This window comes from Clostridium pasteurianum DSM 525 = ATCC 6013 (assembly GCF_000807255.1).
GTDB lineage: Bacteria > Bacillota > Clostridia > Clostridiales > Clostridiaceae > Clostridium_I > Clostridium_I pasteurianum.
In genome coordinates this window covers 685,524-711,187 of record NZ_CP009268.1, presented here as the reverse complement: position 1 = coordinate 711,187, position 25,664 = coordinate 685,524, and the positions used below count along the sequence as shown (strand labels likewise).

Annotated in this window: 24 protein-coding genes, 1 pseudogene and 1 CRISPR repeat array; of the genes and pseudogenes, 10 read left to right on the top strand and 15 right to left on the bottom strand. The window is 29.5% G+C overall.

What is annotated here, in order from left to right; all coding sequences use genetic code 11:
* Nucleotides 1–39: 39 nt before the first annotated feature.
* Genes CLPA_RS03145 through CLPA_RS03115 form a run of 7 tightly spaced genes read right to left on the bottom strand, consistent with a single transcriptional unit; the run spans nt 40 to nt 7,585 of the window.
* Nucleotides 40–1,047, bottom strand: coding sequence for a glycosyltransferase family protein (locus tag CLPA_RS03145; RefSeq protein WP_004455535.1), 1,008 nt, complete (start codon nt 1,045–1,047; stop codon nt 40–42).
* A gap of 14 nt (nt 1,048–1,061) precedes the next feature.
* Nucleotides 1,062–2,105: a glycosyltransferase gene (locus CLPA_RS03140; protein WP_004455537.1), complete on the bottom strand. Its 1,044-nt coding sequence runs from the start codon at nt 2,103–2,105 to the stop codon at nt 1,062–1,064.
* Nucleotides 2,106–2,148: 43 nt separating this feature from the next.
* Entirely contained in the window at nt 2,149–3,357 is a 1,209-nt protein-coding gene (locus CLPA_RS03135; RefSeq protein ID WP_004455539.1) for a glycosyltransferase family 4 protein, read from the bottom strand.
* A 12-nt stretch (nt 3,358–3,369) separates the two neighbouring features.
* Nucleotides 3,370–4,482, bottom strand: a complete 1,113-nt coding sequence (locus CLPA_RS03130) for a glycosyltransferase family 4 protein (protein ID WP_034829769.1) — start codon at nt 4,480–4,482, stop codon at nt 3,370–3,372.
* Between the two features lie 14 nt (nt 4,483–4,496).
* Nucleotides 4,497–5,546 carry a mannose-1-phosphate guanylyltransferase gene (locus CLPA_RS03125; protein WP_004455541.1) on the bottom strand — a complete coding sequence of 350 codons (1,050 nt, stop codon included), beginning with the start codon at nt 5,544–5,546 and terminating at the stop codon, nt 4,497–4,499.
* A gap of 25 nt (nt 5,547–5,571) precedes the next feature.
* Complete coding sequence (locus CLPA_RS03120) at nt 5,572–6,879, bottom strand: UDP-glucose dehydrogenase family protein (RefSeq protein ID WP_004455542.1); 1,308 nt, start codon at nt 6,877–6,879, stop codon at nt 5,572–5,574.
* Between the two features lie 37 nt (nt 6,880–6,916).
* The gene (locus tag CLPA_RS03115) at nt 6,917–7,585 is read right to left on the bottom strand and encodes a sugar transferase (protein WP_004455543.1); all 669 of its coding nucleotides are present in this window, start codon (nt 7,583–7,585) and stop codon (nt 6,917–6,919) included.
* A 594-nt stretch (nt 7,586–8,179) separates the two neighbouring features.
* Here CLPA_RS03115 and CLPA_RS03110 point away from each other — a divergent pair.
* Nucleotides 8,180–9,160, top strand: a complete 981-nt coding sequence (locus tag CLPA_RS03110) for an LCP family protein (RefSeq protein WP_004455544.1) — start codon at nt 8,180–8,182, stop codon at nt 9,158–9,160.
* An 80-nt stretch (nt 9,161–9,240) separates the two neighbouring features.
* Here CLPA_RS03110 and CLPA_RS03105 read toward each other — a convergent pair whose 3' ends face one another.
* A complete protein-coding gene (locus CLPA_RS03105; RefSeq protein ID WP_004455545.1) occupies nt 9,241–10,413 on the bottom strand; it encodes a C40 family peptidase in 1,173 nt (390 codons plus the stop codon).
* A gap of 236 nt (nt 10,414–10,649) precedes the next feature.
* Nucleotides 10,650–11,209: direct repeats of the CRISPR family, unit length 30 nt; unit sequence ATTTAAATACATCCTATGTTAAGGTTCAAC.
* Nucleotides 11,210–11,413: 204 nt separating this feature from the next.
* Here CLPA_RS03105 and CLPA_RS22065 point away from each other — a divergent pair.
* The 5 genes and pseudogenes from CLPA_RS22065 to CLPA_RS20700 all read left to right on the top strand — a co-directional run.
* Nucleotides 11,414–11,986 carry a DUF6431 domain-containing protein gene (locus CLPA_RS22065; RefSeq protein ID WP_051803905.1) on the top strand — a complete coding sequence of 191 codons (573 nt, stop codon included), beginning with the start codon at nt 11,414–11,416 and terminating at the stop codon, nt 11,984–11,986.
* A 199-nt stretch (nt 11,987–12,185) separates the two neighbouring features.
* On the top strand, nt 12,186–12,749 hold the full coding sequence (locus tag CLPA_RS21555) for a helix-turn-helix domain-containing protein (protein WP_243444606.1): 564 nt from the start codon (nt 12,186–12,188) through the stop codon (nt 12,747–12,749).
* On the top strand, nt 12,709–13,449 hold the full coding sequence (locus CLPA_RS21550) for a DDE-type integrase/transposase/recombinase (protein ID WP_340140108.1): 741 nt from the start codon (nt 12,709–12,711) through the stop codon (nt 13,447–13,449). The genes CLPA_RS21555 and CLPA_RS21550 overlap by 41 nt, the downstream gene beginning before the upstream one ends.
* Nucleotides 13,450–13,464: 15 nt before the next feature.
* On the top strand, nt 13,465–14,271 hold the full coding sequence (locus CLPA_RS03090) for an ExeA family protein (protein ID WP_003448320.1): 807 nt from the start codon (nt 13,465–13,467) through the stop codon (nt 14,269–14,271).
* Between the two features lie 230 nt (nt 14,272–14,501).
* A pseudogene (locus CLPA_RS20700) lies at nt 14,502–14,660 on the top strand (GntT/GntP/DsdX family permease); the annotation flags it as partial.
* Nucleotides 14,661–14,890: 230 nt separating this feature from the next.
* On the opposite strand, the gene CLPA_RS03085 reads toward CLPA_RS20700, so the two are convergent.
* Genes CLPA_RS03085 through CLPA_RS03070 form a run of 4 tightly spaced genes read right to left on the bottom strand, consistent with a single transcriptional unit; the run spans nt 14,891 to nt 17,264 of the window.
* Nucleotides 14,891–15,196 carry an STAS-like domain-containing protein gene (locus CLPA_RS03085; protein ID WP_004455390.1) on the bottom strand — a complete coding sequence of 102 codons (306 nt, stop codon included), beginning with the start codon at nt 15,194–15,196 and terminating at the stop codon, nt 14,891–14,893.
* On the bottom strand, nt 15,197–16,468 hold the full coding sequence (locus CLPA_RS03080; protein ID WP_143756617.1) for a hypothetical protein: 1,272 nt from the start codon (nt 16,466–16,468) through the stop codon (nt 15,197–15,199).
* 8 nt (nt 16,469–16,476) lie between these two features.
* Entirely contained in the window at nt 16,477–16,674 is a 198-nt protein-coding gene (locus CLPA_RS03075; RefSeq protein WP_004455387.1) for a hypothetical protein, read from the bottom strand.
* On the bottom strand, nt 16,662–17,264 hold the full coding sequence (locus CLPA_RS03070) for a hypothetical protein (RefSeq protein ID WP_004455386.1): 603 nt from the start codon (nt 17,262–17,264) through the stop codon (nt 16,662–16,664). The genes CLPA_RS03075 and CLPA_RS03070 overlap by 13 nt, the downstream gene beginning before the upstream one ends.
* Before the next feature lie 267 nt (nt 17,265–17,531).
* Here CLPA_RS03070 and CLPA_RS03065 point away from each other — a divergent pair, with 267 nt between their 5' ends.
* The 3 genes from CLPA_RS03065 to CLPA_RS03055 all read left to right on the top strand — a co-directional run bounded on the left by CLPA_RS03065 (nt 17,532) and on the right by CLPA_RS03055 (nt 19,926).
* Nucleotides 17,532–18,011, top strand: coding sequence for a hypothetical protein (locus CLPA_RS03065; protein WP_004455385.1), 480 nt, complete (start codon nt 17,532–17,534; stop codon nt 18,009–18,011).
* Nucleotides 18,012–18,081: 70 nt separating this feature from the next.
* Complete coding sequence (locus tag CLPA_RS03060; protein ID WP_004455384.1) at nt 18,082–18,789, top strand: hypothetical protein; 708 nt, start codon at nt 18,082–18,084, stop codon at nt 18,787–18,789.
* A gap of 111 nt (nt 18,790–18,900) precedes the next feature.
* The gene (locus tag CLPA_RS03055; protein WP_004455383.1) at nt 18,901–19,926 is read left to right on the top strand and encodes an LCP family protein; all 1,026 of its coding nucleotides are present in this window, start codon (nt 18,901–18,903) and stop codon (nt 19,924–19,926) included.
* Between the two features lie 326 nt (nt 19,927–20,252).
* Here CLPA_RS03055 and CLPA_RS03050 read toward each other — a convergent pair whose 3' ends face one another.
* From CLPA_RS03050 to CLPA_RS03040, 3 genes are all read right to left on the bottom strand, one after another.
* Nucleotides 20,253–20,612, bottom strand: coding sequence for a hypothetical protein (locus tag CLPA_RS03050; protein WP_004455382.1), 360 nt, complete (start codon nt 20,610–20,612; stop codon nt 20,253–20,255).
* 601 nt (nt 20,613–21,213) lie between these two features.
* Entirely contained in the window at nt 21,214–22,926 is a 1,713-nt protein-coding gene (locus CLPA_RS03045; protein WP_004455380.1) for a methyl-accepting chemotaxis protein, read from the bottom strand.
* Nucleotides 22,927–23,461: 535 nt separating this feature from the next.
* The gene (locus CLPA_RS03040) at nt 23,462–24,460 is read right to left on the bottom strand and encodes an aldo/keto reductase (RefSeq protein WP_004455379.1); all 999 of its coding nucleotides are present in this window, start codon (nt 24,458–24,460) and stop codon (nt 23,462–23,464) included.
* Between the two features lie 207 nt (nt 24,461–24,667).
* Between CLPA_RS03040 and CLPA_RS03035 the strand changes: the two genes are divergently transcribed.
* Nucleotides 24,668–25,663 (top strand): LCP family protein, encoded by a 996-nt coding sequence (locus CLPA_RS03035; RefSeq protein WP_004455377.1) that lies wholly within the window; start codon nt 24,668–24,670, stop codon nt 25,661–25,663.
* The last annotated feature ends 1 nt before the right edge of the window (nt 25,664 follow it).

The window sequence follows — 25,664 nt, the reverse complement described above, 5'->3', positions numbered from 1 at the left end:
ACAGTAATATGACTTTCTATAAAATAAAAAAATTTTATTTTATAAATTAATTTTTTTCATAAATTTATTTTGAAAATAATGATATATATTTAACTTAAAAATATAAAAATTAAATAATACTTTTGTTATAAAAATTATTTTATTATTTACTTTTTTATATCTACTATAGTAATACATTTCAGAATTAAATCTAAGCTTTATTTTATTAATATTATTTAAAACTTTCTTAGTTGTTCCTCCTTGTTCATGAATTAAAATTTGAGAATTGCAATAATATGTCTTATAATCTAATTGCTTTAACTTTTCTGCTATTATAAGTTCTTCTGCATATAAAAATGTATTTTCATCGAACATGTTTATTTCTAAAAACTTTTTAAAATCAAATAACATAAATGCCCCTAATATTCTATAAGGTATATAATTCTCGTTTATATGTATAACATCATCAGAAGTATTTAAAAATTTTATTTTAAAAATTCTATTTAATGGCCATACAATTGATAGTAAATTCCATCTTTCCATTATAGTCTTTTCTTCACATGGAGTCTGAGCTTCATTATCTAGGCCTATAATTTTCGGACCAACTAAAGCTATTTGCGAATCTGATTTTAACTTTTCAATTAATTTTTTCAAATTAAAGCTTTCATTGAACCTAATATCGCTATTACTAAAAATTATATGATCTACTTTATATATTTTTTCAGCTATACTAACTCCTATGTTATTTCCTATGGCAAATCCATAATTTTCTTTTGCTTTTATTAGAACAATATCTACTATATATATATCTTTTATTTTAACAATAATTTTAATTGCCTTTTTTATTCGCTTATCATTATTTTCTAGTATATTTAATTCATATTTGCTTTCAAATTTATTTTTAATTTCTTTTTTTATAGAATTATAATTATTATCACTATCTCCATTATCAACTATAATAAAACTAACTTTTTCATATATAACACTATCGAGAAAATCATATATATATTTTATTGTTCTAGCATAACTATTGAACTCAATAATTACTATAGGTACTACCTTTTTCATTTACGAATTCCTTTCTATAAGTTGTTATATAGTTCTTCATACTTTTCTGCAATAAGTTCTTTACTATTATGTTCTTTTACGTAGTCAAAACATCTTTCTCCCATATTTCGAATTTCAACTCTAGATTTTTTAGTAACATTTATAATTGCTTCTTTTAACTTTTTTTTATGTTCCTCTTGAGATGAATATTCATATGTAAAATATAAATTTTCATTTTTTATGTCTTTAAGTGTTCCTATTAGTGGACTTATCACAGTTTTTTTATTTGAAAAAGCTAACATAATTGTTCCAGAATTTAAACTACTTTGGATATCATATGGTAAAATAATTGCGTCACTCATTTTTATTAATGAAATCATTTCCTCATCTTCTATAAAAGAAAACTTCGTTTTTATATTTTTATTTTTGATACTTTTTTTCAACATTTCACCATATTCACTTGTATTAGGTTTACCTGCTATAATAAAATTTACATTTTTATTGTAAAATGAATTCGAAACATCTATTAGCAACTCTATATTTTTATATGGCTGTACCCTTCCAATAAATAGTAAATTCAAATAATTATTATTACTAATATCATCTACTTTACTATTTTTATATGAACCTAAATAGTTTGGATGTGCAATTAGCTTAACTTTTTTTTCAATCTCTTCCTCACTAATAAATTTTTTTAAAGTTACCTTACTTTCATTAGATAGTACAACTATTTTTTGTGAATTTACAGCCATAAACTTTATCATAAATTGTGCTAGTAAATTATTTTTGGAATTGTGCGGTTCCTTATTATGCATAGTCCAAATTATTTTTTTCTTTTTTATTCTTAAGTATTTTATAAATAATATCTTACAGATTATTTTTGGTATCATCTTAATCTTACTTTTATCTACATTTTCAAACCAATTAAAATTGTAAATAGATACTTCTTTAAATAATTTTCTATTACTTAGAACACTCTTAATACTATATACTTCTATATTTTTTAATTTTAGACAATCCTGTATTATCTCAACATATTTATTTAATTTTGATTCATATGGACAAAAACAAGTTTTCATTAGATTTCTCCTTGATATTGTATAAATTCTTTATGATTTAATCTTAATCCTCTAAACAAATTTTATAAATATTTTCAAAATGCTCCACTTGCTTTTGTATAGAATATTCGGCTAATTCATCCATACAATTTTTTAACATTTGTTTTATGATACTTCTATTAGTAAAATATTCTATTGTTTTTATAAATTCATTTTTATTATTTGGCTCTATAAGTTTTCCTGTAAAATCATTTTTTACTATTTCTTTAAGTCCTCCATAATTACCTGCTATTACCGGCATACAATTTTTATATGCGTCTATTACAACTCTTCCAAACGGTTCATTCCATACTGATGGTGCTACTAAAACATGACTTTCCCTAAGAATTGCATTAATTTTTTCTTCTCTTAGGAAACCTTTATAGTGTATACGCTTGTCCATATTACAGTATTCGTTGACCATTTGTTCTAATGGACCTTTGCCTGCAATTATTAATTCGATTTCTTTATTTCTAACTTCTGAGAATGCTTTTAATAACAAGTCAATACCTTTATTTTTATTTAAACTCCCCATAAAAACAAATTTTATTATCTTATCATTGCTAATATTAAAATTTTTTGAAAAGTATATTTCTCTAACCATTTTCTGATCAAAATCTATTGCATTAAATACTTTTTCTTTTTTAGATAAATTAAAAAATCCGTCATTAATAAATGTATCTAATGTATACTGTGAAGGTGCTGTAACAAAATCCACCTTATTAGATATATTTCTATTTATATTGCAGAATACTTTACATACAATATTCTTTTTATTACATATTTTATTTTCTTTTAACATACTTATTTTAGGGCACATCAAATAGTAATCTCTTATAGTGTGCACTAATTTTATTTCCATATCTTTAGCCAAATTCCATATTGCAGGACTAATACCATATATATTGTTAACATGCATTATATCTGGTGAAATTTCTAATATCGCTTCTTTAAGTTTTTTTCTATTAAACATATTATATATATCATTAATTCTTCCAATCATTTTCTTTAAAATATTCTTATTTCTTAATTCTATAGGCTGATATATATTACTAAGCTTTATTCTGTGAACATTCACCCCGTTAATAATTTCATTATCATCTTTTACATCTGTACATATAATGTGGACTTCATGTCCATTAGCTACTAATCCTTCTGCTAACTTTTTTACACTTATTTCTGCTCCACCAATTATATTAGGAAAATAATAAGTATTAACTATTAATATATTCATTTCAGACTCCATTCACAGCACATTAAAACTTTTTTTAAAATTAACATATGAATTTTCTATAAAACTTTTAATTTTTTCTTTAAATATCTCCTCATCAAATTCTTCAGCATGCTTTCTAATAGCTTGCTTATCAAATTTAACACCTTCAAATCTTTTAACTGCATCTTTTAAACTATCCACCGTCTGTTCTCTAAAAAAAACTCCAGTTTGATTTTCTACTACAGTCTCAAGTGCTCCACCTTTTCCAAAGGCAATTACAGGTCGTCCACTTGCTTGAGCTTCCAGTGGTGTTATACCAAAATCCTCATCACCAGGAAATAAAAAAGCCCTACATTTTGAATAATACTCTTTTATTACACTATCTGGTTGTCTGCCTAAAAACTTAATATTATCTTTAGCTATAGATTCTAATTTTTGTCTTTCTACTCCATCACCTATTACAACTAGAGGTAGTCCCAATTCATTAAATGCTTTAACCGCTAAATCTACTTTTTTATATGGAACTAATCTAGAAAGTATTAAGAAATAATCCTCATCTATATCACTAATATTAAATAACTTACATCTAACAGGAGGATGAATAACAACGCTTTCTCTTCTATAGTGTTTCCAAATCCTTCTTGCTACATTTTGAGAATTAGCAATAAAATAATCTACTCTATTAGATGACACATTATCCCATACTCTTATATAGTTAATAAAATATTTAAGCATATTCCTTTTTATTTTTTTCATGTCCCAGTTATTAGCATACTCATAGTAAAACTCCCAACCATACCTCATTGGAGTATGACAATAACATACATGCATAGAGTTTGGATTTGTTACTACTCCCTTGGCACAGGAGGAACTACTACTGAGTATAATATCATATTCATTTAAATCAAAGCTTTCAAAAGCCATAGGCATAAAAGGCAAAAGACTTTGATGCCCTTTTTTCAGATTTTTTTCATTCTGTAAAAATGATGTTCTCACATCAATATTTTTAAGTTCTTCATCTAATTTTTCTGGATTATAAAGTGTTGTGTATATAGGTGAGTCCTTATATATCTCTTTAAAATTTATCACAACTCTTTCCGCCCCACCCATATTAGTCAACCAATCATGTACTAAAGCTACCTTCACATTTCCAACTCCAATCATAGGACCGTCTTTTTAATATCTTTTATATCCTTAATATCATCTTTTTTACCAATCAAAATAACATCATCACTCTCCACCACAAATATATCATCTAATCCAGATATTATAACTGGCTTATTGTTTCCTACAATAATGTTATTTTTACTATTTATATTGATGATATTTCCTACACACACATTGTTATTTTCATCTTTATCTCTGTATCTCTCTACAGAATACCAGGTTCCTACATCATCCCAGCCAAATTCACTGGGTATCACATAGATACTTTCTGCTTTCTCCATTATGGCATAATCTATAGATACACTATCTACTAAGTTGTAGTTAGTTTTTAACTTTTCCTCATATTCTTCCTCTAGACTGCAAGTTATTTCCTTAAGTACATCATAGGTGTTTTTAAGATATTTCTCTGTAAGTGTTAGAACATTTTTTGCCTTCCAGACAAACATACCACCATTCCATAGGAAGTTTCCGTCTCTTAGGTATTCCTCTGCAGTTTCCTCATCTGGTTTTTCTACGAACATTTCCACATTTCTTATTTTTAATCCCTTTACAATGGAATCTGTTTTATCACATTTTATGTATCCATAACCCGTTTCTGCTCTATCCGGTTTCATTCCTAAAGTTACGATAGAATCCTCATGTTTCTCTATAAATGAATCTGCAGTTGCTATAACATTTCTAAACTCCTCTTCATTTCTAATGAGATGATCTGAGGGCAGTACTGCTATAGTAGCATTTTCATAGTACTTTTCAATGTGGAAAGCAGATAATGCTATACAAGGTGCTGTATTTTTTCCCATAGGTTCTACTATAATATTTCTCTGTGGAAGTTCAGGTAATTGTTCCTTTACTAACTTAGTGTATCTCTCCCCTGTAACTACAAATATTCTCTCCACAGGGATCAAATCCTTAAGTCTGTTTACTGTCATCTGTATCATGGTTTCTTCACCTAAAAGCTTTAAAAACTGCTTTGGTTTTTCATCTGTGGAAAGAGGCCAAAATCTTTCTCCTTTACCTCCGGCCATTATCAGTGCACATAACATTCTCAATCCCCCTTATAATTATACTTTAGCTTTTAACTGCGGGCCTTCCAATGGAATAGTACTCTACACCAGCCTTCTCTGCTTCTTCTAAGTCGTAACAATTACGTCCATCAAATATAACAGGCTTTTTCATGAGTTCTTTATATTTATCTAAACTTATTCCAGTAATCTCTTTCCATTCAGTGAAAAGGAAAGCTAAATCTGCATCCTTTAGGGCTTCTTCTGGATTCTGTACATAGGTTATCTCTGTAGGGAATAATTTTTTAAAATTATCCTCTCCTACTGGATCGTAAGCAATAACCTCTGCTCCTTCTTCTAAAAGCATCTTAACATTAGGGATAGATGGCGCTTCTCTTAAATCATCTGTACCTGGTTTAAAGGTAAGACCCAGTACTGCTACCTTTAAGCCTTTAAGTATTTTACATTTCTGCTTTGCTTTTCGTATAAGTCTGAATTTTTGATTTTCATTAACATCGATAGTGGCTTTAACAGTTTTTATTTCATATCCCCAGCCGTCAGCTAACCAGTGAAGAGCCTTTGTGTCTTTAGGAAAACAAGAACCACCGTATCCTATTCCAGCTTTTAGGAATTTGTCTCCTATACGGGTGTCATAAGACATACCTTCTGTTACATGCTCTATATTAGCACCTACCAATTCACATAGATTTGCTATTTCATTTACAAAGGAAATCTTTAGTGCCAAGAAATCATTTGAGGCATATTTTATCATTTCTGCACTTCTTCTATCTGTAACCACAATAGGCTGATTGAATCTATTGTAGATTTCTGTCATTATATTCTTTGCATTTTCAGATTCTACTCCTACTACAATACGTTTAGCATGAAGGGTATCCTTAACTGCTGTACCCTGAGCTAAGAACTCCGGATTTGATGCCACTTCTATATTAACATCCTTAACCAAGTTATCCTTTAAGAATTCCTCTACTTCGTCATTAGTTCCTATAGGTACTGTGGATTTAACTACTACTAAACAATCTCTGGTGATGTTTTGTGCAATTTGTCTTGCCACTATATAGACGTAGTCAAGATTTGCTGAACCATCAGATTTCTCTGGAGTACCAACTCCTATGAATATTACATCCGCATCACTATAGGCAGCTTTATAATCTGTAGTAAAATTAAGTCTTCCCTGTTCATGATTTTTCTTTAATAATTCATCCAGTCCCGGTTCATATATAGGTGAAATACCATCTTTCATAAGTTGAACCTTTTTTTCGTCAATATCTACACAGGTTACACTATGTCCTACCTCGGATAAGCAGGCTCCTGTTACAAGACCTACATATCCAGTTCCAGCTACAACTATTTTCATCTCATTGTTCCCCCTTAAGTTTTCTGTCTCTATATATTTAATGAGCATTCTTATCTCCAAACAGCATAAAAAATGTCCTTATTATGAGCTTTATATCTACCCATAGATTTCTCTCTTCTATGTACTTTATGTCTAATTTCATCCACTCTTCAAAGCCTATGGTGTTTCTACCCATAACCTGCCAATAACAGGTAAGTCCAGGCTTTGCCAGTAATTTTAGCTTATGATAATCACTGAATTTTGCCACTTCTCTTGGTAAATTCGGTCTTGGTCCCACTAAGGACATATCCCCTTTTAACACATTCAGCAGCTGTGGAAGTTCATCAATACTTGTCCTTCTTATAAACTTACCAACCTTTGTTATTCGGGGATCTTCCTTCATTTTAAACATGGGACCGGACATTTCATTTTTATCTTTTAATTTTATCAGCAGTTCTTCTGCATTTACTACCATAGACCTAAATTTATACATTTTAAATTTCCTGCCATTTTTACCAACTCTCTCTTGAGAAAATATTACAGGTCCTTTGGAATCCAGTTTAATTGCTATTATTATTACTAAAAGAAAGGGACTTAAAAGGATTAATCCAATAGATGAACCGCATATGTCAATTAATCTCTTTCCAGCGTAATATAAAAAAGATTTTGAATATCTGTCCCTGTATAAATCCACATCCACCTCTTTATCTAATTCCAAATTCTGCAATTAAAATCTCCCCCTCTTACATCTTAGAATTTTAGCTTTAAAATCTTTTATAAAAATGAACATATTTAATATAATCAATATTATTATTTTTAAATTTATGTAAACTTTACATATCACATGCATCATTATACTATGTTTTTAGGTGGAATACAAGAAAAGCTGGTATATTGTGTCATATGTTACATAAAATCTGATTAAAACCTCTAAAGTTCCACTCCATATTCACGATAATGCATTTTTTCTAAAATATAATAATATTATCTAAAAACATAATATTATTATATTAATATTATTGATATTTGTCTAATTTATTATATTAATTTCTTTGATCTCATATATATTATTTCGTGATTATATTCCTTATTTAAGTCATATTAGGTTAAAATTTCTAAAGTTTTATATTTTTTTAATTACAAATTTCAGTATATTTCTGAGCTTTATTGACATATCATCTGTCAAAATATATCATATATTATGATATATTTAAAAAATATTGTAATTTAAAACTATATATTAATATTTACAAAATATTAAAAATAAATTTGAGTATCTATATATAGGTAAAACTATTAGGATGCCCTTTAGGAGGAAAAAATGAAAAAGAAGGTAATTATTATTCCCATATTTATAATTCTGGCATTTATAATAGCCTTTGGTGCCGGAACCTATTTCACTATTAACAGCAAGCTATCCAAACTAAAAACCACAAATATCTCTAAAAACGCCACAGATCTTGGTATAGACACCAAACAGTTTAACAATACTGTGGAAGACAATTATGTGAACATACTGCTTCTAGGTGTAGATACCAGAGATGCTAACACTGATACTGGTCGTTCTGATTCCATTATGATACTGACCCTTGACAAAGCTCATAAGAAGATAAAATTAACTTCTCTAATGAGAGACTTATTGGTAACAAATGTAGGCAGTAAATCTCAAGACAAGCTTACCCATGCCTATGCCTATGGGGGACCTCAGTTATCCTTAAAAGTAGTAAATGAGAATTTCAATATGAATATAAAGGATTATGTAAAAGTAGACTTTACTCATTTTGATAAAATTGTAGATGCTGTAGGCGGAGTAGATATAAATGTATCTGATGCAGAAGTAAAAGTACTAAATGGCTATATAACAGAATTAGCAAAACTTGAGAAGGTAACTCCTCAGTATCTAACTTCAGGAGGAATGCAGCACTTAAATGGAATGCAGGCTTTAGCCTATGCCAGAATAAGATACGTAGGAGATGGGGATTATCAGAGAACAGAAAGACAGAGAACTGTTTTAACTCAAGTTTTCAGTAAGATATCTTCCATGGGTTTAACAGAAGCTTCCAGTATGCTGGATACTATACTTCCAAATGTAGAAACTTCCTTAACAAAATCAGATATTCTTTCCAATACTTCTTATGTACTTATGAATAAGATAAATACAGTTAATCAATACAGAGTTCCCAATGATAAACCTGGTTATGCTACCAATAGAATGATCAACGGTGTGTTCTATCTTGATTGGAACAGAGAAGGTAATATTGCTGATCTACATCAGTTTATATTTGAAGGAGATTTGAAGTAAATAATTTATATTATCCTAATAGATAAAACCAGTTCATATAGAATGATTTTCAATATGAGCTGGTTTTATTTATTATATTTTTATTGGCTTATTAATCTCTTTGCTCCATAATAATCCGGCATATAGCGAAGTACTGTTATTTTTACTTTATCTCCTGGTTTAGGTTCGTTTATATAATTACCACTGCCTATATATATACCTACGTGATATATGCTGCCAGCTGTTTTTCCAAAGAAGACTAAATCTCCTGGCTTAAGGCTGTTCTTACTTACGTATTTGCCGTATTTATATTGCTGTGCTGCATTGTGAGGAAGTTTTATATTAAAATAATTATATACATATTTTGTATATCCTGAGCAATCAAAACCTTTTGGAGTTTCCCCGCCCCAAACATATTTTATACCTTTAAATTTTTCAGCATAGTTTACAACTGCTTGTCCTTTGTTTGCAGAGCTTTTAGTTGAAACAGGAGCTGCTTTTTTTATTTTAACAGACTTACTGGTTATAACGCCATCATTACCCTTTACTTTAACTGTTATGGTATGATTGCCTGAAGGAATTTTGTCTTTAGATATAGTCAATGAATATCCACTGTTTCTATTATTATACTTTGGAAATACTCTGGCAACATCTGGTCTATATTTTCTAATGACAGCATTTCCAATTAATCTATTATCCACATAGACTTGCACCTGTTTTACTCCAGAGCCATTGAGCGCCCAACCTGCAACATTAAAATTCTTATTTATATTTGTGCCTGAAGTTGGAGTGTCTATCCAAACTATAGGTGCTAACTTGTTTACATTGACTTTTATCGAATTTGTATTTGAGGTATTGTTCTTACCTATGGCCTTAACTGTAATAGTATGAGTACCTTGACCTATACTCCTGTAATCTAAAATATAGTTATATCCACTATTTTTATTTTTATAGGCAGGATAAACCCTTGCTACATCCTGCCGACTTATTCCAATTTTAGCTCTTCCCTTGAACTTGCCGTCAACTAAAATTTGAACCTCTTTCACTCCAGATTTATTCAGCGCCCATCCGCCTATTAAAGTATTTTTATTTAAAAAGCTTCCTGATCTTGGCGTATCTATACAAGTCATGGACTTTAGATTTGGTGACGGCTTAGACTTTGATTTAGAAATTACAGTTTTATGGCTAGTGGCTGCATAAGTATATTTTGCTGGCAATATCAATCCAATTGAAACTGCTACTGCCAATAGCAGAATAATAGGTTTTTTATTCATTTTTATCTTCAGTGAGAAAATATAATAATTGCATTTCTCTCACTAAAATCCACCTCTTTTCGATTTATAGGTTAATGGTTTATATATTTCTATGGAAAATGAAAAAATCCTTTTTATTATAATAAAAAAATCATCACCTAAAAAAGTCAGCTTATATACAGATTTTTGTCTGTAAGCTGACTTTTTCATGCATAACTCAACAGTGGAGAAGGGCAGTGGTACTTATGGTACTATGCGTTTAAATACATCCTATGTTAAGGTTCAACCATATCTTATTATTCTCTCCTTAATTCATTTAACCAAGTAGATTTAAATACATCCTATGTTAAGGTTCAACGTACTGTAGCAGTTGCATTATTTGCAACTGCTGTATTTAAATACATCCTATGTTAAGGTTCAACTGCACTATCCTCTTTTCATATAGGTTTTCCAAATTAATTTAAATACATCCTATGTTAAGGTTCAACTCAAAAAAATTATGAATTTGCAGGAAGGTATTATTAATTTAAATACATCCTATGTTAAGGTTCAACAAATCTTCAAAAGTAAGTTGTGTATTAACTATTCCAATTTAAATACATCCTATGTTAAGGTTCAACCTAAACACTAGCAGATTAGATGACTGTCCTGATATATTTAAATACATCCTATGTTAAGGTTCAACGAAATATGGAATTTGGTTAGGAGAAAATAATGATTAATTTAAATACATCCTATGTTAAGGTTCAACCTTGTGTTATAGCCCCTCTCCATGTAGCATTATCTGATTTAAATACATCCTATGTTAAGGTTCAACACTAAGAAATCCATAGTTTTTCTAATCTTACCTGTAATTTGTTATTAGGCATTTTACTTAAGCTAAAAAACATTCAAAAAAGTCAAATTATTATAGACTTAATTTATAGGTCAGATTAAATAATCTGACTCAAAAAGAATAAGATTATTTAATCTGACGATAATTAGTAAGGAGAAAATTTTTTAATTATGAGAAGAAATAATAATGATAAATATAGTAAAAATGCCTTACGGAATAAAAAAATACAATAAACTTTGTAAGTTTAATCAATTTCCAAGTAAATATGGATGCGAAGCATGTGGATTTGAAGGTAAGCTGTACAGACATGGATTTTATTATAGAAACTTAATTACCCTTAAAGGTGCATACAAGATAGTCATCCTGCGTTGTAAATGTCAATCCTGTGGTAAAACCTATTCTCTTATACCCAGTTTTATTATTCCTTATAGGCAATATGCTTATGAAGTTATTCTAACTTCTATTATTATGATGCTAAAACTAGGTTATTCCTTTAGTAAAATATTAACTCTTATAAAATCTCTTAATATTAACTACTCATCTCTTAATACAACAGATCTATCATTTTGGAAAAATAGGCTAGTAAGCTCATTATCGAGTATTCGTTTATTTTTTGCACAGTATAAATTCTATAATTCTAACATAAATAGCAAATTACCTATTGATATCATAAAAAAAATTATTATCTTTTGCCGTTTAAGGCACGATTTTAACTTGGATTATTTTTTACACATGCCTAAGTATTTCTTTTGTAAATGATAATTTAATAGGTACAAATTAGATCTATCTTTTTTATCAAATTAAATACTTCACACTTTTTTTAATGTCTTTTTATATCAATCTTGTCCTCATTTCTCTTGTTCTATCTAAAATTTTTGTATAATTCCACACAACCTTTAACGGTTTAAATATCGATTTTAAGTCATAATTATTAATAAAAATAGGAGGTTGATAATCAATGATATTAAAAGAATTTAATCAAAAGATAGCATTATTTCGTTATTCTCTGATTGCACCCATTATAACCAATACATTTACTCAGACTTCTGTAAAAGATTATTTAGCAGAAATTGCAGCAAAGTCTTATACACTGCCTAACGGCAAGAAAAAAGAGTATTCTCCTGCAACAATCAAAGGATGGCTAGTTCAATATAGGAAATATGGTATTGATGGCTTATATCCAAAATCAAGAGCTGATAAAGGTACTTCCAGAAAAATTTCAAATGAAACCAAAGAATTTATTATAAACAGTAAATTAAATTCACCTAAAAAAACTGCCAAGTACATATATCATGAAGTTATAGCTAAAGGTTTTGAAAGTGAAACTAGTATTTCCCTGTCAACAGTAACTAGATTTATAAATAAGGCTAAGATAGGTTCTAAAAAGCTTGTACCTGATGATAGAAGAGCCTTTGAATTTGAGTTTTCCAATGAATGCTGGCAATCTGACGTATCTGTAGGTCCTTACCTTACTATAGAAGATAAAAAAATTCAAGACTTATATTATAGCTTTTTTAGATGATTCCAGTAGAGTCATTGTAGGATGCAAAGCATTTTTTAAAGATGATCTTTTATCTCTTATGTCTGTATTTAAAGATGCGGTAGCATCAAAGGGAATTCCTAAAAAAGTTTTCGTTGATAATGGAAAGATATATAAAAGTGAGCAATTTCATTTGATTTGTGCAGCTCTTGGTAGTATTTTAAGTTTTGCAAGACCATATTCCCCTCAATCTAAGGGCAAAATTGAAAGATGGTTCCAAACTATGCAAAAACAATGGATGAATTCAATTAATTGGAATGATTTTAAATCTATAGATCTTTTAAATGAATCCCTGTCGGGTTATGTTAACAGTTATAACAACACTATACATTCCTCAATAAACAAAAAACCAATTGATAAGTACATGTCTAATGTTGAAAATATAAGATTTATTGATTCTAAAACTGAACTAGACTATTTATTTTTATATAAAGTACTCCGTACTGTAAAAAATGACTCCACAGTATCTATAGGTACAAAAATATTTGAAGTACCACTAAAATATGTTGGTGACAAAATAAATATACGCTATGATCCATCATCTATTGATAAAGCTTATATTTTTTCACAGGATGGTAAACTTGAAGATACTATTTTCCCTGTTAAAAAAATTGATAATTCAAAAATCAGAAGAACTAACAATACTAATTCTGTTGATTTTTCTGCCTTTGAAGCTAACTAACCGGAGGTTGATATTATGTATAAAGCTTTTTATGGCTTAACTTTTGATCCTTTTGATAAAAATCTTGACTTAAAATACAGTTTTAAATCTGAGGATTTCTCTAAAGCAATGAATAGATTAGAATTTTTAAAATCTGTTTTAGGGATTGGCGTTATTACTGGAGAGCCTGGAGTTGGTAAGTCTTTCTTGCTCCGCAATTTTGTAGATTCACTAAATCCAAATTTATATAAGTGCGTATACATTCCTATTTCCACTTTAACTGTTATGGACTTCTATAGAGCATTATGCGATGGTCTTGGAATAATTCATGCTCAGAAAAAAGTAACTATGTTTAAGCAAATACAAGAGTCTATATACACTTATAGCCACAGTAAAAATGTAATTCCAGTTATTATAATTGATGAATGTCAATTTTTAAGCAATTCCATTCTTGATGATTTAAGAATAATATTTAATTTTCATATGGACTCAAAGAATTATGCTATGTTAATTCTTTCAGGTCAACCTAATTTTTTACTTCAACTCAGCAGGCAGGTCCATGAAGCACTACGTCAACGAATCATAATGAATTATTGCTTAAAAGGGCTAACGCATGATGAATGTAAGCCCTACATAACTTCTATGCTAAAAGCCGCAGGCTGTTCAGAACCAATTTTTACTGATGATGCTTTTGAACTCATTTATTCAAGCACTAATGGAGCTATAAGACCACTAAATTCTCTAACGAGAATGTGCCTTATCTCTGGTGCTAATGAAAGACTTACTTCTATTAATTCAGATACAGTTTATAAATCTCAGAGTGAAATTGATCTTACAATTTAAAATTTTTTACACTGCTTATTCTGAGCAGTGTTTTTCTATGCCTATATTTATTGACCAATTTTAGAATTTTATACATTGTGGATATTGTGGAGAAAGGGTTATTTAATTTGATTTTTGAGACTTAATTTGCCATTAGTAAGATTATTTAAACTGATTTTTTACCACATTATTACTAATTTTAGGCTGAAATAATTTGACTTTTTAAGGATTAAATAATTTGACACGTAACAATTTTCTCCTATTTTAATGACTCCTATTTTTGGGTTATCAATGAATCCATTGGTATAAAAGACGTTAAAGAACAGATGAAGGTCCGGTCTGTAACTTCAACCCTTGCCTGCTTTACAGGACTTATTGCCCTGCTTATTCTTAATTTTTTCTTTGGATAATATACTGCTTTAGATTTCATGAGTATTGAAGCAAGTTCTTAATTCAGGTGGGGATTCTTTTACCCCATCTGAATTTTAGAACTGCAAATGTATGGCTTACTTGGCGTTGAACTCCCACTTGAAAAAGGTGGGAGGCTTACCTCTTACGCCAAGTTAGTCAGGTTAAACTTATAGCTGTAAGTATACATTTAAAATTTTATGCTTACAGCTTATCAGTATCTTGGACCATATTATTTTGAATATTTTTCACTAGCAGTTTTTAACACTTCCCTTAAAAGTTCAATTGCTTCTTTTGGAAAGTTGGCCACCTTTACATTCACTTTCCCACTTTCAAATTCTTCTAATCCACATATCTTTCCCATAGCATTATTAAGAAAAGCTGTATTAATTAAACTTATACCTTCAAAGTTTAATATTATATTATCGTATTTTTCATTTGCACTATTAACGATACTATTGAATACTTTATTTCCCTTTTCATCATCATCTGCTGATATAGAATTTAGTAAATCAATGACCTTTATAACTTTCTCCATTTACTTCACCTCTTCATTACACTGAGTTAAAATTCTATTAAAAATACTATACAAATGATATATATGCAGCTGACCTATATTTGTTTCGCGATATTTTTTCTCATTTATACAACATTGTGAAAATTCTCTATCAAATTTAGATAATAATGTTTCACAAATTGAAATCATATCTTGCTTCTTAGTTTGATTAATTTCAGCTTGAATATTTTTCAAATCATCGATTTTTATAGTGTTTAATTTTGCAATATCTATTGGAGTACTTATAGTAAGTTTCTCATATAAGTTTCTATCATATACATGCTCATCGTTGAAATGAGTAAACAATGCAACATTTTCTTTATATTTTGTTCTTTTTATGTATTGTATCCAACTATCTTCTTCAGATGAAATTTCAAAGTTTATATTATTAAACTTTTTTGTGGAATGATATATTATACCATGAAATAATTCATTTTTTAATGTTTGAGCTAACACCTGTGGAAGTACATATTCTTCACAGAAGGAAAAATTTCTATGTTCTTTTCTTTTTTGAAAACTACATATTGATGATAGTATGTTTTTAAAAAATTTACCTTCATTTATTATTTCCTTACTATCATTACCTAATATTCTACTTTCTATTTTTGCATTTATAACGTCATTATATATATCATTTCTTAAATCATATACCCTCAAGTTTTCTTTTATTTCAAAAGTTGAAACTTTTAACAATGATAATTGTTCTTGACTTACTTCCAACTCTTCTACAACATCAATAACTGATTTACCCAAATAAATTAACGGTTGTCCAGTTAAACTATATCTTTGATTGCTAATAAGATAACGTTTATTAAACGGTATGTGAAACATCTGCCATGTTGTTAATATTTGTTCACTTAGCCTTCCTTTAAAAAATAATTCTTTTGTAATATCTTCTGCCTTAAAATCAATCATTTTAAAATTATGTAACAAAGTCTTTAATTCATTTAGCGAATCACTTGTCTTTGCATCTATCCAATTTATATATATTTTCTTTATTGTATCAAAAAAATCCTGTATTTTATTAACATCTATATTCTTAATTATTTCTTTTAGATTACTACATTCATTATTACAACCAAACTTGCAAGACTCAAAGTTGCATTTTTTATTTTTTACATAATTCAAATGTGAGATAAATATTTTTTTATATTTATCTAAGACCTCTTCATATGAATCAGCTTGAGTCTGAGCTAAACTTCTTAAGCTTTTTTGATAATAATCAGTTAAAAAATATATAATACAATTCATCATTTTTCCTCTTATTCTTTAATGTTAAATATTTGAAACAAATCAAATTCTTTTACAAAATAATTTTCATAAGCACCTTCATTTTTATCATAGTCAATACTAATAGTTATTAATGTTCCAGGGAAAAAACTATTTATTATTAAACTATCCGAAATATCTATTTCGTTTACATTCTTTTCATTATAAAACCATTTATTTAATTCAGCCAAAGAATTGCATCTAAATCATTATCAAAATTATAATTAACTTTTTCTTCAATATTCTGCTTTATAGTCTTTCCTATATTACATACACTTACAACTAACTCATCTTTTTTTATATCTATGAATGCTGATATAGAACCTTGTTTTGAAGATGCATGCATTTTTATGTTTGCAATAAGCTCACTAAGTATTATTTTTACTTTCTCAAATTCTTTTAATCTTAGTTCTTTTAAATCTTCATTTAGATATTTATCTATTTCATTATTTACAATAGAAAAATTTATATATTTATATTGCAATGCCTTAAATTTAAATTCAGAGTACTTCATAAATAATTCTTCAATTATATTGCTAGAAATAGTTCTCAATATTCCTTTATTATCTCTTAATTCTATAAAAATTTTGTTACCTTTTTTCATAAGTTTATCTATAATTATTCCTAATACAGATAAAAGATTTGTTTCAATATTTGAAGTAAACCTTAAATTCCAGAAAATCTTATATGAATATATTTTTTTACACTTACCCCAAACATATGAAATAAATTCAATTCCTTTTTTATCTGACTTTAAACTTTTAGGAAAATATATATTCACAATTATCACCGCACTTATTCTTAATAATATATTATCATACTAGCACCAACTGGAAGCAAAAATATAAACCGTTTCTTAATATACACATCTTTTATTTTACTTAAATTATATCGTTGTTATAAATATTTATAAACTTAAATCTTAATTTTATTTAACAGTAAGTCCAGTTTCTTATCATTATAAAAAGCATTTAAATCTATCCTACTTTATGTCATAATATATTTAAATTGGAATAAAAATTATAAACCAATATTAAGGAGTGATTTTATGGAATCTAAATCTTATTATTCAAAGAGAGTGAACTGCATTATTCTATCAATACTCTGCTGGGTGCTAATATTTTTAATCTGTACAAAAGTTTTAAATGATCCAGATATGATAACAGATACCGCTGTAATTATACTTAGAATTGTAATAGTTGTTTTGGTAGTAGTTGGGCTAACCACCTTTATAAAGGCAGTGGATAAAAGACCTATAGTTACAATTTCTAAGGAAGGCATTGAGATTCAAAGTTTTATATTCTCTAACATATTCATAAAGTGGGATGAACTGAAAGGTATTAACCGGGAAAAATATACTCAGCTGGTAGCAAGCTCCTCCTTGGTAGGCTTTTCTACAAACTATATGCTGAGATTTCATAGAAAACAGGGCCGCTCTGTGGCAGTAAATCTATCTTTACTTGATACTCAGAATAATGACTTTTTTAAGACTTTAGGTGATTATATAAAGATGTACAAGAATGCTTGATTAGCATTTTGAAAAGTTATAATATATATTATTTTAAAAACTTGTATAATATCATATTGGGGGAATATTAATGAAAACTTACAAATTATCACCAGAAGGACTTAATAAATCTATATCTAAAATATTACTACGAATAATACCATTATCTTTGTTAGTTTTAGTTGCTGTGTTATATATGAATTCGGCAAACAATTCAACCAGTATAACAACTTTTTTTATTATAGTTATTTTAATAGCTGTAGTATTAACTATATCAATACAAAGAGGATTAAAAAATCAAAAAGAATCTCTTTTATCTTATGAATTAGTAATTTCAGATAATTCAATAGTAAAAAAGCAATTATCTCTTCCAACTATAGAAATTGAATACAGTGATATTATTACTATAGAGGAAATAACTTATAAAGGCTTAATTATAAAAACCAAAGATAAATATAAAGTAATTGGAATACCCTATTATCTAATTGGCTATGAGGAGGTAAAAAATACTTTATCACAGTATGCGGATATAAAAAAAAGTACTACTCCATCTTTAATTAAAACTTCACAGTATGTTTTGCCTATACTTGTTGTTTTAGCTCTCATTATAATAATTAAATCTAACAATAAATATTTAGTACTTCCTTTCGGCACCGCTTATATTTTACTCTCTTTATGGTTTATAATTGAAATTTTTAGAAATACACAACTAAATTCTAAGTTAAAACAAAAATATTTATTTTTAATATTTCCTCTATTGGCTGTAATACTAAAAATGATTATTATATTTTCTGCTTAAAAACATATAAACAAAAAGATGCAGTCTCACAAAGCAATTTAAATTTAAATTGCTTTGTGAGATAATATATTTTAGCAAAGATTATATAAAATAAAATTTGGAGGACAACCAATGAAAAAGAAAAAAATATTTGTTCCTATTATAGTTGTTTTGCTAATTATAGCTATTATAGGCGGAGGTGCTTATCTATACATAGACAGCAAGCTATCCAAAATGAAAACTACAGAGATATCAAAGAAACCCTCTGATCTTGGTATAGATACCAAGCAATTTGATCAGAACACCAGCAAAGATATTGATAAAAATTATGTTAATATACTTCTTATGGGCTCAGACAGCCGTGATCCCGATACAGATCCCGGTCTTGTAGATTCTATAATGATTTTAACTATTGATAAAGCTCATAACAAATTAAAACTTACCTCCCTTATGAGAGATATGCTCATAGACAATGTGGTAGGGGAAGGTGTTACCGAAGGCACTACCCTTGACAGAATCAACGTCATCTATAAGCAGGGAGGAGGAAAAAATGGAGGTGGTCAGTACTCTATCAAAGCCATAAACAGCAATTTTGATATGAATATTAAAGATTACGTAAAGGTAGACTTTACTCACTTTGACAGAATTATAGACGCAGTAGGTGGTATAGATATGTATGTATCCTCTTCTGAGGTGGATGTTGCCAATAACTACATAAGAGAAGTGGCAAAGATAAATGGAGTAACTCCTAAGCTTTTAACTACGGGAGGAATGCAGCATCTAAATGGTATACAAGCCCTTGGATATTCCAGAATAAGATATGTAGGCAGACAGGATTTTCAGAGAACTGAAAGACAAAGAGCAGTACTGACTCAGGTATTCAGTAGACTTGCTTCCATGAATCCTGCTGAGGCTTCTACTGCCCTTGATACAATTTTTCCCGATGTAGAAACCTCATTGTCAAAGACAGATATTCTTTCATATATAACCTATGTAATCACCAATAAGATTACGACTATTAACCAGTTCAGACTTCCAGAGGATAAAGCTGGTTACAGCTTCAGTAAATACATCAAAGGTACCTACTTTCTCGGCTGGGATAAGGATAAAAATGTAGCGGATCTTCATCAGTTCATATTTGAGGGAGATTTGAAATAATATTTCACCTGATTAAAAGAGTAAATAAATTATTATAATTGAAGCAAGTTCTTAATTCAGCTGGGGATTCTTTTACCCCATCTGAATTTTAGAACTGCGAATGCATGGCTTACTTGGCGTTGAACTCCCACTTTAGGAAAAGCAGAGAACCAAAATCTTCTTTTTGATTTTGTGTGAGGGCTGTACAGAGTGCCAGGGAGACTTACGCCAAGTTAGTCAGGTGAAAAATAGCCCCAACTTATATAACTGATTTCACATATAAGCTGAGGTTATTTTTTATGCTGTAGATATCAAAATTAAATATGGTGTAATAGCTTTTTTCCCTATTATTCCATAAATTTACATAGCTTTTTATCCCATTCTGAAATAGCACTGTAATCAAGTGGATTCTCATAAAAAAACCACTTAAATGCCACACGCTTGGAATGAAAGCTTCTATTATGTTTTTCCAGCATTCCATTGAATTTATCATCAGCATGTAAATAAGGATCGTTTTCGTCCAGCTTTACAATATATCTATACTTAAAAAAGTTATCTCCATTGTCATTTTCATAAAACATATTGGGGTTAGTAGTTAAAATTGTTATCTTTTCTTTTGTTGTATTTCCCTCAGTTAGCTGTCTTTTTGATGATAAATTGGGAATCAATCTGTCACACTTCCCATTTGAGAAATGATATAATATCATTTTTTACACCTCATTTCACTTATAATTTTATCACTAATCATTATAAAAGTATATTATAACCTAGTTTTCCATAAATATTTAAAAATCTCCTAATTTTCTCAAGATCTGATTTTCTCATAGTATTTACTATAATTTAAAAATTATTTAATAGCCTATACATTAATTGTCTTTATAATTTTTCTATAACAAAATAGACTAATCTATTCACTGTTATTTATTCTCATATATTTTGATTTTTTAGTTATAAGATGTAATTATTATGTCTATACTGAAAATAAGGAGTGGTTTATTATGGCTATTTTATTTCGTCTATTTATAGGTTCTTTTGTAAGTATAATATATATGCTGATATTTGCTCTATGCAAGGCTGCCGGCAAAGATAGAGATTTATAGATTTGTATAAAAAACTTTGTTCTGATTTTATATGAGTACAGAGCATATTGATAAAGTTTTAGAATTATAAAAACCCCCTGATTTTTTAGGGGGTTTTATCCATTGTATAAACTTCTCACAGAATTCAGCACTGTAAATAATTCTTCGTGAACTGCTTATATTTATATTATTCAAAGCTCTCTGAAAAAATTTTGTCCTTTAATACATTCTACAGTTTAAATTTTTTAACCATACCAGTTATATCCTGAGAAAGCCTAGCCAGATCCTGAGAAGAAGTAGTTATATCATTTACTGCCTTTGTAACTTCTTCTACACTGCTCTGTATTTCCTGACATTCCTCTGCAGAATCCTGAGCTGTGGAAGCTGCACTTTCTATGGCACCACTGACTTCACTTACCATTTGTTTCATTTCATCTGATGAGTAATCCACTTCCTTTGCCAAGGTGTTTATAAATTCCGCATCCTTTTCGTACTGCATTCCCGTATCCATAAGAAGCTGATAAGTTGGCTGTACACTTCTTGAAATATAATCCAGTATTCCTCTACTGCTTTCCGATAGACTCTTGAAGGCATTTTCTACAGACATTACCATGTTATTTATACTAACCACTGAATTTGAAGACTGCTCTGCCAGCTTTTTAACCTGTTCTGCCACTACTTCAAAACCCTTTCCCGCTTCACCTGCTCTTGCGGCCTCAATAGCTGCATTTAATGCCAAAAGGTTTGTCTGTTTTGCTATATTTCCAATGGATTCTGCCATAACCTTAACCTCTGATACTACTTCTCCTGCTTTTATGGCCTCTACAATAGACTGTTCCTTTTCACTGTAGACGGATTTTCCCTCTTCTATGCTCAGAGAAGCCTTTTCCTTTATTCCTAAGGCACGTTCCTTTATTTCTAAAGAGGATTTATTGGTTTCATCTGCTTTAGTTGTAAGTCTTTCCGTATTGTTATCCATTTCTCCAGAGGAAGCACTGATTTCCTCTGTGACACTACTTAGATTCTCTGAGCCCTCTGCAATACGATTGGCAGCTTCATTTACCACATTCATCATAGTAGATATCTCCTCAGTGGTGGCAGATAGTTCTTCACTGGAAGCAGTCATATTTTCAACGCTGTCATTTATTTCCTTTACCAGTGTTCTAATATTGTCATTAGCCTTGTTTAATCTTCTTCCAATACTGCCTATTTCGTCTGATCCCAAATCTTCAAGGGATTTACTCAAATCACCTCTACTCATAGAATCCGTAAAGGAAAGTATTTTGTTAATTTTACCTACAAGGAAAGAAGATATTCTATTTCCCATAATGATTGCAACAGCTATTCCAGCTAAAGTTACTATTGCTATAATATATATAGAAACATTAAATATGGAAATATTGTTGTCATATTGAGCTTTAGCCTGTTTATCTGTAAGTACAATCAGTTCATCTACAGTTTTTGTTATTTCACTTCTATATTCCGCTGACTCTTTGCTTAAATTCATGGCCTCATCATATCTGCCATCACTCATAAGATTTATGGTATTATTACACATTGCTCTCCAGTTGCTCATTTTGCTGTCAAGTTCATCTAAGAGAGCCTTTTCTTCCTGGGTAAGAGTGGAACTCTTATAGTCAGATAATATTTTATTGTTTTCGCTCACTAAGGCAGCCCCGGTACTTTTAGTATTTTCAATTCCATCTTTATTTCTGCTTTCTACCAAATTTATTATTTCTAATCTGAATTTCATGGTATTAGCATCAAATTTATTTAGATTGTTTATGTTCTGTAAATTTACAGTGTACAGCTCTTTAGCCCCTTCATTAAGCCTGTACATATTAACAGCTCCCACAGCTCCCACGATTACGATGTATATGGTCATTACAAGGAAAGCCATAACAAGTCTTTTACCCAATTTTAAGTTCTTTAGCCAATTCATATTTTTCCTCCCAGTTTATATATTAGTTTTAATATCACATGACTAACAGCCGCAGTACCCCACATAACAGCTGCAGCTCCATTAATAGTCCATCTCTAACCTAACAGAATAAAATAAATTCCTACAATTAAATATTAACTTATAAATTATATTATATATGTAATCTATTTGTGCTTAATTTATTGCATATTATTTTACAGGTCAATAAATTTGATATAACCTCCATAAAATTATACCTCACTTATAATGCTGCTAAAATTAAATACATATATATTCTATACTAACCGGTATAAAAATAATACAACTTTTTTGTTAAAACACTAATGATTTTTTATTATTTAATAATTATTATTTGATCTTTAATTTTATTATAAATCATTGCAATTTATTCGAAAAAATTTTCATAAATAAACCATGTTATCCCTCATATTGGCAATTTACAAAATTACTTGTAAAAAAACAAATTTAAAATTTCACACAAAAAAAGGACAAAACAAAAGTTTTATCCTTCTTTTCTCTAAATACTATTATAAAGCTATATATCACGTACAGGAGGAGCCATAAATTCAGGTCCTACAGATTCCTTTACATAAGTATTTACAATTGATTCGATAGTTTCAAAGTCTTCCTCTTTTAACTTCCATCCTTCAATAGTTTTAATTGCATCTAGTTGATCTGGTTTTCGTGCTCCCCACAATGCAATACCTGAAATAGGCTGATCTATTAACCAGCGGATAGCAAGGCTGATAACAGGTTTACCATAATTGTCTTTTGACCATTTGTCTAAGGCCTCTACTGCCTTTATATAACCTGGGAAACGATCTGATTTAAACTTAGGATCTGTATTACGAAGATCATCTCCATTGAATTTACGATTAAGAGTCATCTTTCCGCTAAGCAGTCCACGGCAGATACTTCCATAATATAAGGCTGTAATGTTCTGCTTTTTTGCGTAAGGCAATAACTCCTTTTTAAAATCCTGTTCAAAAATATTATAAGGAGGCTGAACGGTATGAATGGGTGCAAATTTTTTAAAGGTCTCCATCTGTTCTACACTAAAATTACTTACACCTATGGCACGAATTTTTCCTGCATCCAAAAGGCTTTTCATTGCCAGAGCAGTTTCTTCAATAGGTGTAAGAGGATCTGGCCAGTGTACCTGGTAGATGTCTATGTAATCTGTTTGAAGACGCTTTAGAGAATCCTCTACTTCCTTTAATATATTCTCTTTGGTATCATTACGATATACCTTTCCATCTCCCTTGGACCAATCCAAACCCACTTTTGTAGCTATATAAAAAGAATCACGAGGTATATTTTTAACTGCCTCTCCCACAATGGTCTCTGATTCCCCTCTTCCATAAGCTGGAGCAGTATCTATTACATTGATGCCTAAATCCAAGGCATGATGTATGGTTTCAATAGATTTTTTTACATCTGTTCCTCCCCAGTCAGATCCACCAATAGCCCAGGTACCAATAGCAACTTTTGATAATTTATTAAGATTTGTTTTGTTGATTTCTGTGTATTCCATGTATATTCATCTCCTCAACATATCTAATATAAAATTAATTTTTATATTAACTATTATATACTGAATAAACTTTCATTTCAAACAATCTGTGGCAACAGCACCTTTACATAATTTACTACCTATATATTGATAAATACAAGGCAGACTATTAAATAGAGGAAGATGGCGAGTTTTAAATAAAGTTAAAACAATTGGAGGAAACAACTTATGAAGAAAAAAAAGAAAAATTTTATTTCCTTATTAATAGTACTTGCTGTTATTATTTCCATTGCTGCTTTTGGATATTCAGCCATTGACAGTAAACTTTCAAAACTCAATACCACGAAGATATCAAAAGATCCCTCCAATCTTGGTATAGACACAGAAAAATTCCACAGTGACAATGCCAGCACAATTAAGGAAAACTATGTGAATATACTGCTGCTGGGTGTAGATTCCATAGATAAATCTAATGGTACCGCCAGAGCTGATTCCAATATAATACTCACTCTTGACAGATCACATAAAAAAATAAAACTTACATCCCTAATGCGTGATATGCTCATGAATAATGTAGGTAAAAAATCTCAGGATAAACTCACCCATGCCTATGCTTATGGTGGACCGGAATTATCTTTAAAGGTCATAAATGAAAATCTCAATATGAATATGCAAAATTTTATAAAGGTGGACTTTAGAAGCTTTTATAAAATTATAGATACCTTAGGCGGCGTCAATGTAAATGTAAAGAGTAATGAAATAGCTTCCCTTAACAAATACATTAAAGAAGTAGCTGTATCAGAAAAAAAGACTCCTACCTATTTAACCAAAGCCGGTATGCAAAAATTAAACGGTATACAGGCTCTAGCCTACTGCAGAATACGCTATGTGGGCAATGGTGACTTTGAGAGAACTGAAAGACAAAGGGAAGTTCTAACTGCAATATTTAGCAAAATGTCTTCCATGAATATATCTGAGGCCTCCAATTTACTTGATACAATTCTCCCAAATGTGGAAACCTCTCTCTCCAAAAGAGATATACTATCCTATGCTTCCTATGTATTCATAAATAATATAAGAACTATAGAACAGTTCAGACTGCCGGAAAGTAAGCCCGGTTACAGTACTGACAAAATGATTAATGGTGTGTTTTATCTGGATTGGGATAGGGAAGGAAATATTAAGGATTTGCATCAGTTTATATTTGAGGGGGAACTAAACTAAG

Bases quoted from the DNA above. Each gene is read 5' to 3' on its own strand.
- CLPA_RS03145 (WP_004455535.1), bottom strand. From the start codon at position 1,047: ATGAAAAAGGTAGTACCTATAGTAATTATTGAGTTCAATAGTTATGCT.
- CLPA_RS03140 (WP_004455537.1), bottom strand. From the start codon at position 2,105: ATGAAAACTTGTTTTTGTCCATATGAATCAAAATTAAATAAATATGTT.
- CLPA_RS03135 (WP_004455539.1), bottom strand. From the start codon at position 3,357: ATGAATATATTAATAGTTAATACTTATTATTTTCCTAATATAATTGGT.
- CLPA_RS03125 (WP_004455541.1), bottom strand. From the start codon at position 5,546: ATGTTATGTGCACTGATAATGGCCGGAGGTAAAGGAGAAAGATTTTGG.
- CLPA_RS03120 (WP_004455542.1), bottom strand. From the start codon at position 6,879: ATGAAAATAGTTGTAGCTGGAACTGGATATGTAGGTCTTGTAACAGGA.
- CLPA_RS03110 (WP_004455544.1), top strand. From the start codon at position 8,180: ATGAAAAAGAAGGTAATTATTATTCCCATATTTATAATTCTGGCATTT.
- CLPA_RS03105 (WP_004455545.1), bottom strand. From the start codon at position 10,413: ATGAATAAAAAACCTATTATTCTGCTATTGGCAGTAGCAGTTTCAATT.
- CLPA_RS22065 (WP_051803905.1), top strand. From the start codon at position 11,414: ATGATAAATATAGTAAAAATGCCTTACGGAATAAAAAAATACAATAAA.
- CLPA_RS21555 (WP_243444606.1), top strand. From the start codon at position 12,186: ATGATATTAAAAGAATTTAATCAAAAGATAGCATTATTTCGTTATTCT.
- CLPA_RS03090 (WP_003448320.1), top strand. From the start codon at position 13,465: ATGTATAAAGCTTTTTATGGCTTAACTTTTGATCCTTTTGATAAAAAT.
- CLPA_RS03085 (WP_004455390.1), bottom strand. From the start codon at position 15,196: ATGGAGAAAGTTATAAAGGTCATTGATTTACTAAATTCTATATCAGCA.
- CLPA_RS03080 (WP_143756617.1), bottom strand. From the start codon at position 16,468: ATGATGAATTGTATTATATATTTTTTAACTGATTATTATCAAAAAAGC.
- CLPA_RS03065 (WP_004455385.1), top strand. From the start codon at position 17,532: ATGGAATCTAAATCTTATTATTCAAAGAGAGTGAACTGCATTATTCTA.
- CLPA_RS03060 (WP_004455384.1), top strand. From the start codon at position 18,082: ATGAAAACTTACAAATTATCACCAGAAGGACTTAATAAATCTATATCT.
- CLPA_RS03055 (WP_004455383.1), top strand. From the start codon at position 18,901: ATGAAAAAGAAAAAAATATTTGTTCCTATTATAGTTGTTTTGCTAATT.
- CLPA_RS03050 (WP_004455382.1), bottom strand. From the start codon at position 20,612: ATGATATTATATCATTTCTCAAATGGGAAGTGTGACAGATTGATTCCC.
- CLPA_RS03045 (WP_004455380.1), bottom strand. From the start codon at position 22,926: ATGAATTGGCTAAAGAACTTAAAATTGGGTAAAAGACTTGTTATGGCT.
- CLPA_RS03040 (WP_004455379.1), bottom strand. From the start codon at position 24,460: ATGGAATACACAGAAATCAACAAAACAAATCTTAATAAATTATCAAAA.
- CLPA_RS03035 (WP_004455377.1), top strand. From the start codon at position 24,668: ATGAAGAAAAAAAAGAAAAATTTTATTTCCTTATTAATAGTACTTGCT.